General features: G+C 37.8%; 14 protein-coding genes and 1 other annotated feature. Of the genes, 6 read left to right on the forward strand and 8 right to left on the reverse strand.

Translation table 11 applies throughout. From position 1 onward, the window contains the following. Nucleotides 1–164: 164 nt before the first annotated feature. From C9J31_RS16160 to alaS, 4 genes are all read right to left on the reverse strand, one after another. Nucleotides 165–473: a DUF1292 domain-containing protein gene (locus tag C9J31_RS16160; RefSeq protein WP_054767779.1), complete on the reverse strand. Its 309-nt coding sequence runs from the start codon at nucleotides 471–473 to the stop codon at nucleotides 165–167. A 17-nt stretch (nucleotides 474–490) separates the two neighbouring features. Then, nucleotides 491–907: a Holliday junction resolvase RuvX gene (gene ruvX / locus C9J31_RS16165; RefSeq protein WP_107924785.1), complete on the reverse strand. Its 417-nt coding sequence runs from the start codon at nucleotides 905–907 to the stop codon at nucleotides 491–493. A gap of 2 nt (nucleotides 908–909) precedes the next feature. Then, nucleotides 910–1,176, reverse strand: coding sequence for an IreB family regulatory phosphoprotein (locus C9J31_RS16170; RefSeq protein WP_004226839.1), 267 nt, complete (start codon nucleotides 1,174–1,176; stop codon nucleotides 910–912). A gap of 87 nt (nucleotides 1,177–1,263) precedes the next feature. Further along, on the reverse strand, nucleotides 1,264–3,924 hold the full coding sequence (gene alaS / locus C9J31_RS16175) for an alanine--tRNA ligase (protein ID WP_107951098.1): 2,661 nt from the start codon (nucleotides 3,922–3,924) through the stop codon (nucleotides 1,264–1,266). A 79-nt stretch (nucleotides 3,925–4,003) separates the two neighbouring features. Then, nucleotides 4,004–4,217 (reverse strand) — a binding site (T-box leader). Between the two features lie 454 nt (nucleotides 4,218–4,671). Here alaS and C9J31_RS16180 point away from each other — a divergent pair. Beyond that, nucleotides 4,672–6,660: a methyl-accepting chemotaxis protein gene (locus C9J31_RS16180; protein ID WP_107951097.1), complete on the forward strand. Its 1,989-nt coding sequence runs from the start codon at nucleotides 4,672–4,674 to the stop codon at nucleotides 6,658–6,660. Nucleotides 6,661–6,782: 122 nt separating this feature from the next. Here C9J31_RS16180 and hpaB read toward each other — a convergent pair whose 3' ends face one another. Next, nucleotides 6,783–8,216 carry a 4-hydroxyphenylacetate 3-monooxygenase, oxygenase component gene (gene hpaB, locus C9J31_RS16185; protein ID WP_107951096.1) on the reverse strand — a complete coding sequence of 478 codons (1,434 nt, stop codon included), beginning with the start codon at nucleotides 8,214–8,216 and terminating at the stop codon, nucleotides 6,783–6,785. A gap of 346 nt (nucleotides 8,217–8,562) precedes the next feature. Here hpaB and C9J31_RS16190 point away from each other — a divergent pair, with 346 nt between their 5' ends. Continuing rightward, nucleotides 8,563–8,751, forward strand: coding sequence for a hypothetical protein (locus tag C9J31_RS16190; protein ID WP_107951095.1), 189 nt, complete (start codon nucleotides 8,563–8,565; stop codon nucleotides 8,749–8,751). 297 nt (nucleotides 8,752–9,048) lie between these two features. Here C9J31_RS16190 and C9J31_RS16195 read toward each other — a convergent pair whose 3' ends face one another. Together C9J31_RS16195 and recD2 are read right to left on the reverse strand one after the other, a co-directional pair. After that, entirely contained in the window at nucleotides 9,049–10,740 is a 1,692-nt protein-coding gene (locus tag C9J31_RS16195) for a polysaccharide deacetylase family protein (protein ID WP_107951094.1), read from the reverse strand. Between the two features lie 25 nt (nucleotides 10,741–10,765). Further along, nucleotides 10,766–13,210, reverse strand: coding sequence for an SF1B family DNA helicase RecD2 (gene recD2 / locus C9J31_RS16200; protein WP_107951093.1), 2,445 nt, complete (start codon nucleotides 13,208–13,210; stop codon nucleotides 10,766–10,768). A gap of 193 nt (nucleotides 13,211–13,403) precedes the next feature. Between recD2 and hisA the strand changes: the two genes are divergently transcribed. From hisA to C9J31_RS16220, 4 genes are all read left to right on the forward strand, one after another. Further along, on the forward strand, nucleotides 13,404–14,171 hold the full coding sequence (gene hisA, locus C9J31_RS16205) for a phosphoribosylformimino-5-aminoimidazole carboxamide ribotide isomerase (protein WP_107951117.1): 768 nt from the start codon (nucleotides 13,404–13,406) through the stop codon (nucleotides 14,169–14,171). After that, nucleotides 14,168–14,455, forward strand: a complete 288-nt coding sequence (locus C9J31_RS16210; RefSeq protein ID WP_107951092.1) for a hypothetical protein — start codon at nucleotides 14,168–14,170, stop codon at nucleotides 14,453–14,455. Before hisA ends, C9J31_RS16210 begins: the two co-directional genes overlap by 4 nt. Nucleotides 14,456–14,668: 213 nt before the next feature. Beyond that, nucleotides 14,669–15,403 (forward strand): GTP pyrophosphokinase, encoded by a 735-nt coding sequence (locus C9J31_RS16215; protein WP_107951091.1) that lies wholly within the window; start codon nucleotides 14,669–14,671, stop codon nucleotides 15,401–15,403. Between the two features lie 21 nt (nucleotides 15,404–15,424). Next, a complete protein-coding gene (locus C9J31_RS16220; protein ID WP_107951090.1) occupies nucleotides 15,425–16,090 on the forward strand; it encodes a DedA family protein in 666 nt (221 codons plus the stop codon). A 19-nt stretch (nucleotides 16,091–16,109) separates the two neighbouring features. Here the strand turns inward: C9J31_RS16220 and C9J31_RS16225 are convergent, their stop codons facing one another. Continuing rightward, nucleotides 16,110–16,769, reverse strand: a complete 660-nt coding sequence (locus tag C9J31_RS16225; RefSeq protein WP_107924792.1) for a tetratricopeptide repeat protein — start codon at nucleotides 16,767–16,769, stop codon at nucleotides 16,110–16,112. Nucleotides 16,770–16,879 lie beyond the last annotated feature (110 nt).

The following is a 16,879-nucleotide window of genomic DNA, read 5'->3' on the forward strand; positions in this document are numbered from 1 at the left end:
CCTCATACTTTGAGCAGAGAAATTGTCGAATGGTGCGATCTTGAAGCTATCACCATAAAATAACTATGTTCAGTAGAGGTTTCTCTTCACGAATGAACACAGTAAAAAAGGAACAAGGACCGCACATTGCCATCCTTGTTCCCACACTTTAAATAGAAAAACGATTATTCTTCGTCTTCGTCCTCTAAAGCGTTTAATACGTCTTCCACCATATCCCATTCTGCTTCCGTTTCGATAGGTGTTAATTCACCATCTTCGCCGTTTTCAGATGGTACGAATGAAGATACGAAAATTTCAACAGAACCTTCTTCATCTTCTTCAGCGCCTACCATTGCATAAAATACGTATGATTTGCCAAATTCAGGAGACTCGTGTACGTGAATAACTTCGCAAAGTTGCTCGTTTCCACTTTCATCAATCACTGTAATATGTTGTACATGTAATTCTTCTTCATGGTTATGCTCTTGTGCCATGTCTGTCACCCCATCAGTTAATTTTTGCTATCTAAATAGCCTTGTAAAATCATCACAGCAGCCATTTTATCAATAACCTGCTTGCGCTTTTTACGACTCACGTCCGCTTCGATTAGCATGCGCTCTGCAGCCATCGTTGTTAATCGCTCGTCCCATAGCTTGACCGGTAGAGAAAATGTTTCTTCTAATAACTTTTTATAGTTTTCAGAAGCCTCTCCACGCGGTCCTACCGTATTATTCATGTTTTTCGGGAATCCTACAACAAATTCTGTTATCGTGTATTCCTTCACTAGCTCGGCTATACGGTCGATGCCGAACACGCCATTTGCTTCATCAATTTTTACGGTTTCAATACCTTGTGCCGTCCAGCCAAGTGCATCACTAATTGCAACGCCCACAGTTTTCGACCCAACGTCTAATCCCATAATTCTCATTTCTAGTCCTCGTTATTCTTTTTGATATAAAATTTAACAAGCTCTTCTAGAATTTCGTCCCGCTCAAGCTTGCGAATTAAATTACGAGCATCCTGATGGCGAGGAATATACGCCGGATCACCAGAAAGTAAGTAACCGACAATCTGATTGATAGGATTATATCCCTTTTCCTCTAATGAAGAATGTACTTTCAACATTACCTGCTTGACTTCCTGTTCCATTGATTCTTCTGGAAAATTAAATTTCATCGTTTGATCAAATGAACTCATGACCAGCACCTCGCTTTCAGAAATAAGGAGATGTGCAAAGAAGCTCATCTCCAATTTCTCTTTATTATAACCGATTTGGCGGATTAATTAAATGGATTTAACGTAATCATACACAGAAAGTAGAGCTTCTTCAAGTTTTGATGCATCTTTTGCTCCTGCCATTGCCATATCTGGACGGCCGCCGCCTTTACCGCCACAAGCTTCTGCGACCATTTTCACGATATTTCCTGCGTGATAATTTCCACCATTTAAATCTTTTGTTACGCCAGCACAAAGCATCACTTTATCGCCATCCACAGCACCTAAAACGACAATAGCTTTCGTCATTTTTACTTTTAAATCATCCATCATTTGACGCAATTGATTATTATCCTTCGCTTCTACTTTAGTAGATAGCACTGTTACATCACCAATTGTTTGTGCTGCGTCCACGATCGCTCCTGCTTGTGCGTTCGCTATTTTTTGTGATAGTGCTTCATTATCACGTTGTAATTCTTTAAAGTCGGCTTGGAGCGCTTGTACTTTTGTCACAATATCTTTTGGATTTGCTTTTAGCAATGTTGCTGCATCGTTTAAGTACGCCTCTTCTTCTTTTACGGCTTCGTAGGCAACTTTACCAGTAACTGCTTCAATACGACGAGTACCCGCACCAATACCACCTTCAGAGACAATTTTGAAGAAACCAATTTCAGAAGAGCGTTTTACGTGGATACCACCGCAAAGCTCAATAGAGTAGTCACCAACGGATACAACACGTACAACATCGCCATATTTTTCTCCGAATAATGCCATTGCTCCCATTGCTTTTGCTTCATCAATACCTTTTTCTTCAATCACGACTTCAATATCATCCCACACTTTTTCGTTTACGATACGTTCAATTTGTTGTAATTCTTCTTTTGTTACTTGGCCGAAGTGAGAGAAGTCAAAACGTAAACGATCAGGACCCACGTATGAACCAGCTTGATTTACATGGTCGCCTAAAACATCTTTTAATGCACGTTGCATAATATGTGTAGCTGTATGGTTTTTAATTATTAGATTACGCTCATCACGATTAACTACCGCTTTTGCTGCATCTTCAACATGCATTTCGCCAGATGCCACAATTACAGTGTGCAAAGGTTGTCCATTAGGTGCTTTTTGTACGTCTTTGACAATTGCAGTAAAACTATCATTAGAAATGACACCACTGTCAGCAATTTGTCCACCCATTTCAGCGTAGAATGGTGTTTTTGCTAATACCACTAACGCTTCTTGGCCTTCCGAAGCCACTTTTGCCACTTGGCCGTTAACGATCATCGCCGCAACTTCTGTATCTACAGTTAATGTTTCGAAACCAACGAATTCACTTGCCACTGTTAAGTTTGCGAGTACTTCGTTTTGTACTTGCATAGAGTCTACATCTTGACGAGCGGCACGTGCACGCTCACGTTGTTCCTCCATTGCAGCTTCAAATCCTTCATGGTCTACTTTCATGCCCACTTCTTCCGCATATTCTTCTGTTAGTTCAATTGGGAATCCGTATGTGTCATATAAACGGAATGCATCTGCACCAGGAATATAGTCATGACCCGCAGATTTTTGAGCTTCAACGACATCGTTAAAGATTGCTAAACCACCATCTAATGTTTCATGGAAGCGAATTTCTTCATTTTTAATAACACGTTGGATAAATTCACATTTCTCTGTTACTTCTGGATAGAAATCAACCATAATTTCACCAACAGTTGGTACTAATTCAAACATAAATGGTTTTTCGATACCAATTTGTTTTGCATAGCGAACTGCACGACGTAGTAAACGACGTAAAACATAGCCGCGACCTTCGTTTGAAGGAAGTGCACCATCACCTATTGCAAACGCTACTGTACGAATATGGTCAGCAATGACTTTGAACGGTGTGTTAATGTCTTCTTCAGATCCGAAAATTTCACTTAATTCCACTTCGCCTGGACGTTTATATTGACGGTTGGCGACGTGTTCAATTTTTTCAATAATCGGCATGAATAAATCTGTATCAAAGTTTGTTGGAACATTTTGTATCACTGAAACAATACGCTCTAGACCCATACCTGTATCAATATTCTGCTTTGGCAGTGGTGTATATGTGCCATCAGGATTATGGTTGAATTGAGAGAACACTAAGTTCCAAATTTCAAGATAGCGCTCATTTTCACCACCAGGATACATTTCTGGATCATTTTCATCTGAGCCATACTCTTCTCCACGATCATAGAAAATTTCTGAGTTCGGACCTGATGGACCTTCTCCAATATCCCAGAAGTTCCCTTCTAGACGGATTAAACGCTCTTCTGGAATGCCAATTTCGTTATGCCATACAGCATACGCTTCTTGGTCTTCTGGATGAATTGTAATTGATAATAGTTCTGGATCAAAGCCCATCCATTTTTTATCTGTTAAAAACTCCCATGCATAATGTATGGATTCTTTTTTGAAATAGTCACCGATTGAGAAGTTTCCAAGCATTTCAAAGAATGTGTGGTGACGAGCTGTTTTTCCGACGTTTTCTATATCATTCGTACGGATTGATTTTTGTGCATTTGTAATACGTGGATTGTCAGGAATAATACGACCATCAAAATAAGGTTTTAGTGTTGCAACACCTGAGTTAATCCATAATAACGATGGGTCATTGATAGGTACAAGTGGTGCTGATGGCTCATGATGATGTCCTTTTTCTTTAAAAAATTCTAAATACATGCGTCGAATTTCTGCTGCTTTCATGTGGAAAGTTCCTCCTCTTATCTACGTAAAATTACAAAGATGAATCCGCTAAATAAACAAAAAAAGCCCTCATCCCCAAAAAAGGGACGAGGACTTGTTATTATCTCGCGGTACCACCCTAGTTGTAAGTATAACCTACTTACCTCTCAAGCACTTGTAACGTAAGTGAACGGCAGTGATTAGCTGCACTCTGGAGTAGCTTTCGGCATTTGTTAGTCGTGAGGATTTTTCCAGCCTAGAAATCCCTTTCTTGTCCACGTACAAATACGTACTTGTTCCATCTTCGTTTTTACTATTATACAATAAATTATAAAAAAGATTGCAAAGAGTGTCAACGTTCATCTTGTTTTAAAGTAAATACTGCTCAAAGAATTACTGTGAAGATTTTCTATATATAATCCCATTATTGAATAGCTAAAATACTTTCACAACAGCCGTTTTTAAAAGATAAACTACTATTTGAAATTTTTCAATGTACGGTTAATTTAGCGTTCACTTACCATCTTTTAAACTATTCTCTCCATTGACATGATTGATCTAACTACAATTTTGTTAAAGTCCACTATAGTCTACCCCAACAGTGAAGCGTTCATTTCTTGAAGTTGAAATCTTCTTATAGTCCATGTAATTCCCCCCACTCCGTCAGTCTAAACGTTCCCAAAATATACATTTTTTATCAATAAAAATAAGTTATACTTAAAATAGTATCTCGCTATAAAGATACACTATAACAAGGAGAGGATAATTATGCACAAGCAGAAACATATGACAACAATGACGATTGGAAAAAAATTAGGCTTAACTTTTTTCTTCGCACTTATCATTCCGAGCCTACTTATCGCTATAACGTCGTATTCAGTCGCAAAAAATGAAATATACGATACTATGCATACAAGTGCCTCACAAAACGTTGCGGTTGTCGATGAATTTATCAATAAACATATCCAACCGATTGTAGAAGATGTGACTTACTTTGGCAACTCATTAACAGAGGCAACTTTATCCCAAGAAGAACGCACTATCCTGCTACAAAGCATGCAGCAATATTTCGATACGAGTAAAGGGCTTGTTTCTTCGTTTATTGGTACTGGGAATGGGGAGATGATTCAAGTTCCTAATCTTGGATTATCTGGAAAAAAGGATTTCGATCCACGTACACGGGATTGGTACAAGAACGCCATTGAAGCACAAGGAGAAGTTGTTATATCTGACCCACACGAATCTGCTTCAACAGGTGACTGGGTTGTGACGATTTCCAAAGAAATTAAAAATGCCGATGGTGTCTTTGCTGTCAATCTTAAAATGGAAGAGCTAGCAAATTTAATCGGTACCATACATATTGGCAATGAAGGTTATGCATTTTTAGTAAGTCGTAATCAAGCAATCATTTCACACCCAACAATAAAGGTTGGTGCAGATATTTCAGATGAGTCTTGGGCATCAGCGATGTTAGAAGGCACAGACAACTTTATTAACTACCGATTAGATAATGAAGAAAAGCAAATGTTTGTACAACAAAATGCATTAACCGGATGGCATGTAGGTGGAGCGATGTCAAAAAGTGAAATATCTAATGCGACAAAACCTATATTTATTTCTACATTCATCGTCGTATGTCTTTCTATAGCATTTTTCGGTGTCATTTTATATGTCATAATTCGTACAATTACACGCTCACTAGGCTCTATGATCAATGCAGCTAAAACGATGAGTGCAGGTGATTTACGTGCAAAAGTGGTCAGCAAGAAAAAAGATGAAATCGGCGTTCTCGGTAAAGCCTTTCAAAAAATGAGTGATTCACTACGTGATGTATTATCACATATTCACGAAAAATCAACTTCACTACTTGCTTCCTCAGAGGAATTAAGTGCAGTTACAGACGAAAACTCACGTGCTACAGAACGGGTGTCACAGGCTGCCATCGCCGTTTCTGAAGGTATCGACAAGCAAACTGCCAAATTAGTAGCAAGCTTTGATACGTTAGAGCAAGTTTCAAATGACATTCATCAAATTTACGAAAACACCAATATCTTAACTCAAAAAGCTGAAAAAGCTGAAGCAACTGCTGATATAGGTCAAAATGTCGTTGCATCTACTCAAAAACAAATGAGAACAATCGAGGGCAAAATTAACGAGCTTTCAACGGACATTACAACGGTGAATACCTATGTCAAAGAAATTGACGAAATTTTAGCGGTTATTACATCGATATCTGAACAAACGAATTTGTTGGCACTAAATGCTGCCATTGAAGCAGCACGCGCAGGCGAGCATGGTAAGGGGTTTGCAGTTGTAGCAGATGAAGTACGGAAGTTAGCCGAGCAAACGAACCACTCCTCTTCACAAGTTCGTCAAATAATTACAGCTATCCAACGAGAGGCATCAAAACTAGCAACATCAATGGATACAAGCCATAGCGAAGTGACTTTAGGATTACAGATGTTTACACAAACTGAAGAGAACTTCCATGAAATGAAAACATTCATTGAAGAAATTAATGATCAGCTCCATGATGTATTAGAAAAATCAAAAACGATATCTGCTAATAGTCATCAAGTTGTAGGAGACATGAAAGTGATAGAAGACATTTCACTTTCTTCAAAAGATGAGGTAGAGGCAATGGCACAGGCGACTGTTAAACAAGCATCTGCTATGCAAGAAATCGCTGCGACTGCTGAAGCACTCGAAAAATACGCAGAAGAATTACAAGAAGAAGTACGTACATTTACACTATAAGGAAAAGAGCAAGGGAAATCACTATCGACTTCTCTTGCTCTTTTGCACTTCATATAATCAAATATTTTTTCTATGTCTTCACTTGATCAAATTATCAATAATGATTTACTGACTACCATTATTTAATTTTCACTTAAAAAATCTTCCACCCGTTTCACTAAATTTTCTCGATTATAAGATTGATAAAGCATGCTCGACAAGCGTACAGGATCACCGAAGAAATAGCGTTCATACAAAGTTTGCCTTGTGCCAAAGCTACTCATCGTTAAATCCCAGGCAAGACGGAATTTTTTCACACGCTCCTCCCCACCATCACGAGAGGATTGTAAATAATGTTCGAAGTCACCATCATCCGCTACAAATGCTTTTTCGCTCGGAATCGACATTAATCCACTCGCTCCAAGCAACTGGATTATTTCCGTAAAGGACGGATATACTTTAGGGAAAATTTGAATCGCGACTTGCAATGTTGGCTGATCGGGTCTAATGAAGCCAAAAGCATCTCGCTTGGCATCTATTTCTGACTTTAGCAGTAAAGCCTTCATCGTTTCTAATGTTACAATGACTTCAACAACCTTGTGCTGAACATGCTGATAGTCGCCAATATTTATCGTATCTACAATTGTTTGCACAACACCTAATACAAATTCAGTCTTGGCAATCTGGCGTGACAACACTTGATGTAAAGTGAATGCTTGGAAACCACTAACATTCATAAAATTATTAGCGACTTCCACATTCTCAAAATAAAACACGCGGTCCCAAGGCACTGTTACATTGTCAAAGACCACAATAGCATCCATTTCTTCAAAACGGGCGCTTAACGGGTGATCGAAAGTTGATTCACCACCCACAAAGGACTGCCTACATAAAAATTTCAAGCCTTTAGTATTGCTTGGAATCGAGAAACCAAATCCTTTGCCTTCGTCATAGCCATTTGTCGATAATACAAGGAGCTCATCTGTGATTCCACCTTGTGTCGCAAGCAACCTTGCCCCTTTAATCACTAAACCATTCTTTGTTTTATCCACAATTTTAGCTGCAATTGTTAATTCTTCATCTTCATAATAAAATCTTTGCCTATTTACTTGTGGCTCAATAAATGTATGAGTCATTGTCAGATCATGCTCACGGGCATACTCGTAAAAATTAAGCAGATGATCAGGAAAACAATTAGGTTTATCTTTTAAATATTCCGCAGCTGATGCTAGAGCCATGAGTGTGGTATTCATATAATCAGGACTTCTTCCCATAAAACCATGGTTACATAAGGCCCACTCTCGAGCCGCATGACGTCTTTTCGTTAAATCTTCAATCGTCACAGTTTGAAGGAAAGACATGCCCACCCTCTCGTTAGTCGTTGGTGATACATAGGTCATACTATCATGTACCGCTTCATCATATTGCAAATCAAAGAGTCTTGCTTGACTCTGTATAACACCTTTAAACGCTGGATGCTCTGAAATCTTTCCCTTAATTATTTCTCCATCTAACGATATATACGTTTGCAATGCATCAATACGATCAATATATTGCTGTCCTGTAATTGCTGGCATACATTCACCCCTAATTGATACCTATGTTTTTTACTTATTAATATATGATTTTTCACCATAATCTGTTCCTCAACGCATCAATCTGTATTATATCAGTGACTAAAAATAACAATCTGTATTACTTTTTAAATACAGTTAAAAAATTTAGCATTCGTATGATTTATCAGTCATATTAGAAGAAAACGCTTCCAGTAAGCACTTTTAAAACAAGTTCATGTTTGTGTCACATTCATCCAAAAACTTTTTTGATTAGTACAACCTTGCTAGATTTTTAGTACAGATGGGTGTATGATAACATCGTAAACAAAACAAATACACTTTTTATCCAAAAAAGGAGTAAATATACATGAATTCTCAAATCATTTCTTATGTAGCTAAAATGGAAGCGGCTTTAATGAACAGCATGGAGGATCACAACGAAGAAAACTTATTATTCTCTATCGCTTCTAACATAATTGCAGAAGAAAAAGACCAATTCAATAATGTTTGCCAAGCATATGAAGTTGTCAAACATCACTTAATCGGCTTACACTAATTTCTTGTATTCTGAACATTGCTAACATCTAAACTACTACACAACAAACCCGCATCTTATCACGAGGATGCGGGTTTGTTTTTGCGCTATCGGTAATTAAAGCATAATGATGTTTTTGAAGAAGCGTTTGCTTTTCACCAAAAAAAGACTCCTCCCTCGTTAACTGGGTGTATGCCATACGCGTGTGTACTAGAAAAACCACAGAGAAAAGCAAAAGGTTCCAGGAATGTTTGGCATTCCCGAAACCTTTTATTTTCTGGGTGAGCACCATCTAATAGTAGTTCAGTTCAGAATTAGCTATTGTGCAATTGGAGAGACCATTTTTTGGTATTGTGCAAAGGATGTTTTTTGATCGCTATACAAACGTTTAATTTGATAGACATCATCATATGGATTGTTATAGCCAGGCATTGTTGAGAATGCCATTGAAAATCCAGCTTCTTTTACAGCATAAATCGTGTTGGAATTATATTGACCAAACGGATAGGCAAATGCCTTGGCATCCGGAATAATAGTTAAACTACGTTTTAAATCTTGTACCACTTCATGATATGGAATAAGCAGCATCTTTCCTTTGTTACCTACCATATCATGTAAGTTATACGTATGTGACTCATACGTAAAGACATCTTGCATATTAGCCATATCCTGAAGGGAAATAGCTTGTAAGTCTGTATAATCAAACATTTGCTCCATTGACGAATGTTCATTACGATACGTAATTAAAAATTGCGCTGCTTGAAAACCATGTTTTTTTAGCACAGGATATGCATATTCACGTGTTGATAATAAACCATCATCAAATGTTAAGACGATGGAATAAGCAGGCAATGTTATTTCATTGCGCATAAAACGTAATAATTCATCTGTACTGACTGTTTCATAGTTTTTGCTTTTTAAATACTGCATTTCCTTGGCAAACTGCACATCTGTCATCGTGGTACTAACATTTTTAAAGCGGCCAAGCTCATGGTCTTTTAAGAAATGGTGATACATCATCACAGGTACGCCTCGATCTAATGCTACCTTTGAGCTGTGAATATAGCCTTCACGTCCTCCAAGTGTCGTCACGTACCAGCTTGCTTCTTTTCGCAAAATTGGATAACGGCGATTGCTATCAAGTTTCGCAAATGGTTTTAAACTGCCTGAAGAACGATCATAAATATCGTTATTTTCAGAAATAGGAATGAAATATTTATTTTGTACTGCTTTATCATTTCCTAAATTTTTATAGGCAGGTGTATGAACGAATTTCACTTTCGATTTTTCAGCATAGACAAATGTTTTGCCCCAACGTACTTGTACATATGTCGCGTCTTCCGTATTTGTCACTTCTAACTGTTGACCTTTTAATAAAGTAGCTATGGCCATCACATGATTTTCACGGCGTAAATCATAAAGTATTGTGTTTTCTAACGCTTCAATATAGCCATTTTGTTTACTTGGTAATGTTGGTGTAGGCTTTTCAGTCGGTTTCGACGATGTATCCGTTGTCTCTTCGCCTTTTTCTTCTTCAACTAACTTACTATGTACATACCCTAGTCGTCCGTTCACAGCAATGCCGTACCAACTGCCCATCCTACTATAGATAGGGAAACTAGCACCTTCAGACAAGGTTGCAAACTGTACTAGCTTATTGCCAGTATTATCATAAATCGGTGTGACACTTGTTGCCACTATATAATCTTTAATCTTTACAACTGATGGCACGGTATTTTTATACGTAGTTGTTGGTACAACAGTTGTATAGCGTTTATCAACATAGCCATAATTACCGCCCCAACGAATTTGCCACCAATTGGCTCCGTAATCTTTTGTTACAACAAAGGTTTGTCCAGCTGATAATGTTCCCACTTGTACAAGTGAGCCTGAACGATTATCAAAGACAGTTGCTTCCTCATTTAGCTGAATAACCGTATTATTCGCATGTACCTGTTGCGCAAATGGTAAAAACAGCATAAATAGGAGCAATAAAACGATGCGTTTCACTTTCTTCACCTCATAAATCTTTTATTTAAGTAATGTCATCCATAAATTCATACGGTGAAACACCATCCATTCCAATCATTGGATGAATATGTGGCATCGTGTCTACCGTGAGTTTCGCAGGGATTGTTTGTTTCTCTTCCTGCAATGTTTCTTCTTCAGTTAGCGAGGCTTCCACTACCTCAACTATTGCCTCAGTTGCTTCCATCGGATTAAGTCGAGCACGCAACGAGGTAAAACGTTGTAAATCGTCTGTACGTTGTAAGCCACCTGCTAGTACATCAGGCTCCCCACATAAAATCAGGAAATTTTTCGCGCGTGTAATGCCCGTATATAACAAATTACGACGTAGCATTTTTGAATAGCCTCGCACGACGGGCATAATAACAGTTTGAAACTCAGAGCCCTGTGATTTGTGAATAGAGCAACAATAGGCAAGCGTCAATTGATTTAGATCACTGCGTTGATAGGTAACTTCAATTCCTTCGAAAGACACAACGAGTAAGTCTTGCTTCTCAATTGTTTCCTTTGCCTTAATGATACTAATTACTTCGCCCATATCGCCATTAAAGACATTGCTCTCTGGTTGATTGACGAGCTGAAGTACTTTATCTTTTATGCGGTACGTTACATCGCCAAAGACAAGTTCTTTCCTTGAACCCGTATCATTGGGATTAATCAACTCTTGAATCATTTTATTTAAATTATCAATTCCTGCTGGTCCTTTATACATTGGCGCAAGTACTTGAATATTGCGAATTTCTTGGCCTTTTGCTACAGCACTTTTGACAACCTGTGTAACAACATTTGCCACCTGTTCTGAGGAGGCTTTAATAAACGAACGATCTGATGTTTTCACTGTTAAATCGTTGGGAATCGTTCCGCGCTTTATTTGATGGGCAAGTTCGATAATTGTAGACCCTTCAGCCTGACGATATACATCTGTTAATTCTACAGTAGGAATTTGCTGAGAGGCTAGTAAATCCTTTAACACTTGTCCCGGACCTACTGGAGGCAACTGATCTTGATCCCCTACAAATACTACCTGTACATCCTCATGTAACGACTTCAATAATTGATGTGCAAGCCATGTATCCACCATTGACATTTCATCTACAATAATAAGCTTGCCTGTCACTTCACGCTCGGTTTCTTCTTCTTTTTCCTGTCCTGTAAACCCTAATAAACGATGAATTGTCATAGCAGGGAGCTCTGTCGACTCTGAAAGACGTTTTGCTGCACGTCCGGTCGGCGCACATAAAATAATGGGAAACGGTTCCTCTTTTTGTGCATACTCTTTTGGGTTCAGTGATAGCCCATGTAGCTTTGCGTAGACTTCAACGACACCTCGTACAACGGTCGTTTTCCCTGTCCCTGGTCCACCAGTTAAAATCATCACTGCGGAATTGAGGGCTTGTTCAATCGCGTATGCTTGCGTTTCTGCATATGTGACGTTTAGAAACTCTTCTGTTTCGCCAATTGCCTTGCGAATCTCATCCTTACTAAAATGCTCAGCCTTACTGTTCCGTTCAGTTAACGCTAAAATTTTAGAGGCGATGCCGACCTCTGAAAAATATAAGGATGGCAAATAAAGCCTAGTCTCTTCGCCATAAATTTTACTGTCCTCACGCATTTCAATACACGCCTTAGAAATCGTCTCATAAGGAATTTCCTCGCGTTGACTTTGTTCGAGCATGTCCTTTACCTGTGGTAATACATGTTCGGCATCTAAATACACATGACCATCTGAAAGTGCAGCTGTATTTAAGTTGTGTAAAATTGCTGCCTTAATACGGTCAGGGTGACTGCCGGTAATACCTAATTTTGCACCCAGTTCATCGGCACGTAAAAATCCAACACCTTCGATGTCTTCAATAAGACGATACGGATTTTCTGTTAATAACGCTATTGCTTCCGTACGATATGTTTGGTAAATTTTCATTCCGAGCTGTGGTCCAAAGCCCCATTCATTAAGTTGAATCATGACACGTTCTAAGCCAAGATTTTGTTCAATCGTGCGATGAATAACCTCTTTTTTATCAGCAGATAAACGAGGTACGACATCGAGTGCATTTGGGTCCTCTAAAATAAGGCGTAATGCATTTGCACCAAGTTTTTCAACGATTGTTTCGGCTGTTTTTTTGCCAATTCCAACAAATAAGTCACTCGATAAGTAATGGACAATCCCCTGTTCAGTCGCAGGCACTTCTTTTGCAAACGTCTCAATTTGAAATTGTACACCATATTTTGGATGTTGTCTCAAAATTCCAGTAAATCGATACTGTTCATCCATTTGAAGCGGAGGAAAATAGCCAACTACAATAATTTCTTTATCGTCATATTGTAAATTTGTTTCTTGAATTTTTACACGGACAATGGAATACATATTTTGCGCATTATGAAAAATTGAGACGATAGGACGTCCGAGAATAAAAAACTTATTTAGCTCAAATAAATCAAGATTTTCTGCCATTTTTCGTTCGTCCTTTCTCGTTCATTTCAATCTTTTTATTTTACCACAGCATGCCTAAAAATATCGATTTAACTTGCAAATCCGTAAAATCTTTTAACATTATTTTGACAAATGACAATTGACCGCTATTTTAACAATTTCCATGCTATGATATAAAGAATGAATGTGTAGTACGGGAAGGATTGTGGAACAATTGGAATTTAGACCTTGCATCGATTTACACGATGGCAAAGTGAAGCAAATTGTTGGCAGTACATTAGGACATGAAGATCAAGAAGTTGTTGAAAATTTCATTTCTACTCATAGTTCTAGTTATTATGCCAAGATGTTTGCGAAAGACCAGTTAACAGGTGGTCATGTCATTATGCTTGGTAGTGGAAACGAAGAAGCCGCGTTTGCAGCTTTAAGCACTTATCCTGGTGGTTTACAGGTTGGTGGTGGCATAAACGCTAAAAATGCACAACAATATATTGATGCAGGTGCTTCACATGTGATTGTCACTTCGTTCATCTTCCATAATGGAATGCTCGATCTTGTCCGCCTAGAGCAATTAGTAACAGCTGTGGGGAAAGAACATCTTGTCATCGATTTAAGCTGCCGTATGCGTGATGGCAAATGGTTTGTTGTAACAGATAAATGGACGAAGTTTAGCGATTTTGAAGTGAATGCTGATTCAATTGCATATATTGAAAGTTTTTGTGATGAACTACTTATTCACGCTGTAGATGTAGAAGGAAAAAAAGACGGAATGCAAGAAAGCTTAGTACGTGATTTAGCCGCCTGGACTACGATACCAACCACCTACGCAGGAGGGGTTCATTCTTTAGACGATTTGAAAAAATTTCAGGACATTGCGAATGGTAAGCTCCATGTGACAATTGGCAGTGCCTTATCTATCTTTGGTGGAGATTTACTTTATTCAGATGTTGTAAACTATTGTAAAAAAGGCGGGGTATTATGAAATTAATATATAAAGAGTATGTTTTTCCATTCACAGAAACCAATTTAGAGCGAATTATTGATGGCAAGTATTTTAAAGTAAATACTTTTGATGACTCTCTTTCATTACAAGTACAACTTGATAACGAACAAATGCTGTTAGAATTTTCCAAATCATTAAAAGCGACATGTGGTTTTTTACGTGATCAAGAAAACGAACCTTATATCGGCACATATATTGATTTACAAATTTTTGTCGAAGAGTTTAATAAACGTTACAACTTAAATGCCAAAATTATCGTATAATACTAGAAAAACCTATCTTCTCTGTTGAAGATAGGTTTTCCTGATTGGAGCGCTTATTTCTCATTTCATCTAAGTTTTGTTAAGCTTACTAGTGAGAAAGCCTGTATATCCCTCAAACATATGCTAACTCATAAAGCTCGAGTCACTAATTCACTACAGGTGGGACTCCCACTACTAATTGTTTCACTTTATCATGAAAGGATTTAACACTATATGAAAAACGAACTTGAAACAACTACCTTAAAAAGCTTCCAAACAGAACTAACGCGCTTCTTTTTAGGCTATAAATTTGCCCTGAATGAAATTGAGACGAAGATAAATATATTAAAAGAAGAATTTAAACTCATTCACGAGTACAATCCAATTGAACATGTTTCAACTCGCATAAAATCACCAAAAAGTATTTTGTTAAAAGTGAAGAAAAAGGAATTACAACCTTCAATAGACGCTATTCGTGAAAATATTCGTGACATAGCTGGCGTACGTATTACTTGCTCATTTGTGGAAGATATCTATAAAGTGAGTGCTATGCTTCAGGCGCAAAGTGATATTGAAGTCGTTGATGTAAAAGATTATATTGCCCAGCCAAAAGAAAATGGCTATCAAAGTTTGCATCTCATCATAAAGATTCCTATATTCATGTCTGATCGGATGGAAAAAGTCTATTGTGAAATTCAAATCCGCACGATTGCGATGGATTTTTGGGCCAGCTTAGAGCATAAAATCTACTATAAGTATAATAAAGAGGTTCCTACACATATTCGTACAGAACTAAAAGATGCAGCACTTCAAGCAGCTGAACTTGATCGTAAAATGGAACGTCTAAATAAGGAAATAAATATTTTAAAAGCTAATGAAACGGAGACATCATTTATCGACGAGACACCTATTGCTCATTTAGCAAAATATTTGTCTCTTATAACATCTGATCGACAAGTAGAAGAATAATGCAGAAAGGACATTCCTATTATGCAAAAAACCCTGACCTTTTTAAAAACAATTGACACGGAATTATATCGCTATATTGTTGAATACGGTATCGTTATGTATATAGTGTTATTTCTCATCATTTATGCCAAAACAGCATTTATCTTATTAACTTTTCTCCCAGGTGATTCAACCGTCTTTGCCAGTGGTACAATTGCTGCAATTGGTCATTTAAATGTTTGGTTGTTATTTTTGTTATTTTTCATTGCAACTATTCTAGGTGATGCACAAAACTATGCAATCGGAAAGTTTTTAAATAAGGCAAAATTAAAATCGTGGCGATTTTCTCCACTTCGCTTTATTCCGGATAAGACAATTTTAAAGGCTACAAATTTTTTAGAACGCTATGGTAAAATTGCGATTACATTTTCCCGTTTTGTGCCATTAATGCGCACGACTGTACCGTTTGTAAGTGGTTTTACTTCCTATAATTTTCAATATTTTTTAATGTACAATTGTCTAGGAGCACTGATTTGGACAATCGTTTGGCTGTTTTCAGGTTTTGCACTCGGCAATATCCCATGGATTGCAGATAATTTATTTTTATCTTTACTGTTTATATCATTAACCGCCTTTATCCCTGCAACCGTCGCCTTTATCTTTGAATATATTAAAAAGCATTCAAAAAAAGCTCGTCATCTACTGTAGTAGAGACGAGTTTTTTCATTTAATTAAATCGCTGTGCAATCATGTCATAAATATAACGTGCTTGTTCATATTCAGGTTGTAATGTAAAGGCTTGTTTTAAGTGATACATCGCGTCTTCCGTTTGCTCTGTCGATACAGCATAAAGAACACCTAAATTATAATGCGCATCGGCATTATTCCAATCTTGTTCGATTAAAAAGTCTAATTCTTTTTTACCTTCGTCAAACATTTCTAAAGCACAAAGTACAATCGCATAAGCTAATCGAATTTGTGTATCTTCTGGAGCAAGCTCCGCCGCACGTTGTAAATACGGTAAAGCTAGCTTCGGATTTTCCATTCGTTCGAAGCATTTGCCCATCATATAATAAACATCGGCACCCTCAATCTTATGTGTCACCGCTTGTTCATAAAGCTTTAACGCTTCTGCAAAACGCTCTGCATTAAAATATAAATTGGCTAAACCGTAGTAAGCCGTTGCAGCCGAATCATCCACCGTAATAGCCTTTTGGAAAAAACGCTCTGCGCGCTCTGTATCCTCAAGTACTGCTAATAGATTACCGAAATTCACATAACCAATGGCATTGTCAGGCTCAGCTTCTATAGCTTGGGTAAAAAACTGTGCCGCATCTTCATAACGTTTTTCTTGAAATGCTAGAATGCCCTGTTCATTAAAATCCATTTTTTCACCTCTATGTAGTGAACGACTGCTGTTACATATGCGTAATAGTCTCCGAATTTTGAGCTGTGCCAATTCCCTACAACATAGTACTTAACTGTAAAAGAGGTAGG

The organism is Lysinibacillus parviboronicapiens (assembly GCF_003049605.2).
In the GTDB taxonomy this organism is placed as follows: Bacteria; Bacillota; Bacilli; order Bacillales_A; family Planococcaceae; genus Lysinibacillus; species Lysinibacillus parviboronicapiens.

What these genes read in the sequence shown, in the direction of transcription:
- C9J31_RS16160 (WP_054767779.1), bottom strand. Translation starts at nt 473, where the DNA reads ATGGCACAAGAGCATAACCATGAAGAAGAATTACATGTACAACATATT.
- ruvX (WP_107924785.1), bottom strand. Translation starts at nt 907, where the DNA reads ATGAGAATTATGGGATTAGACGTTGGGTCGAAAACTGTGGGCGTTGCA.
- C9J31_RS16170 (WP_004226839.1), bottom strand. Translation starts at nt 1,176, where the DNA reads ATGAGTTCATTTGATCAAACGATGAAATTTAATTTTCCAGAAGAATCA.
- alaS (WP_107951098.1), bottom strand. Translation starts at nt 3,924, where the DNA reads ATGAAAGCAGCAGAAATTCGACGCATGTATTTAGAATTTTTTAAAGAA.
- C9J31_RS16180 (WP_107951097.1), top strand. Translation starts at nt 4,672, where the DNA reads ATGCACAAGCAGAAACATATGACAACAATGACGATTGGAAAAAAATTA.
- hpaB (WP_107951096.1), bottom strand. Translation starts at nt 8,216, where the DNA reads ATGCCAGCAATTACAGGACAGCAATATATTGATCGTATTGATGCATTG.
- C9J31_RS16190 (WP_107951095.1), top strand. Translation starts at nt 8,563, where the DNA reads ATGAATTCTCAAATCATTTCTTATGTAGCTAAAATGGAAGCGGCTTTA.
- recD2 (WP_107951093.1), bottom strand. Translation starts at nt 13,210, where the DNA reads ATGGCAGAAAATCTTGATTTATTTGAGCTAAATAAGTTTTTTATTCTC.
- C9J31_RS16210 (WP_107951092.1), top strand. Translation starts at nt 14,168, where the DNA reads ATGAAATTAATATATAAAGAGTATGTTTTTCCATTCACAGAAACCAAT.
- C9J31_RS16215 (WP_107951091.1), top strand. Translation starts at nt 14,669, where the DNA reads ATGAAAAACGAACTTGAAACAACTACCTTAAAAAGCTTCCAAACAGAA.
- C9J31_RS16220 (WP_107951090.1), top strand. Translation starts at nt 15,425, where the DNA reads ATGCAAAAAACCCTGACCTTTTTAAAAACAATTGACACGGAATTATAT.
- C9J31_RS16225 (WP_107924792.1), bottom strand. Translation starts at nt 16,769, where the DNA reads ATGGATTTTAATGAACAGGGCATTCTAGCATTTCAAGAAAAACGTTAT.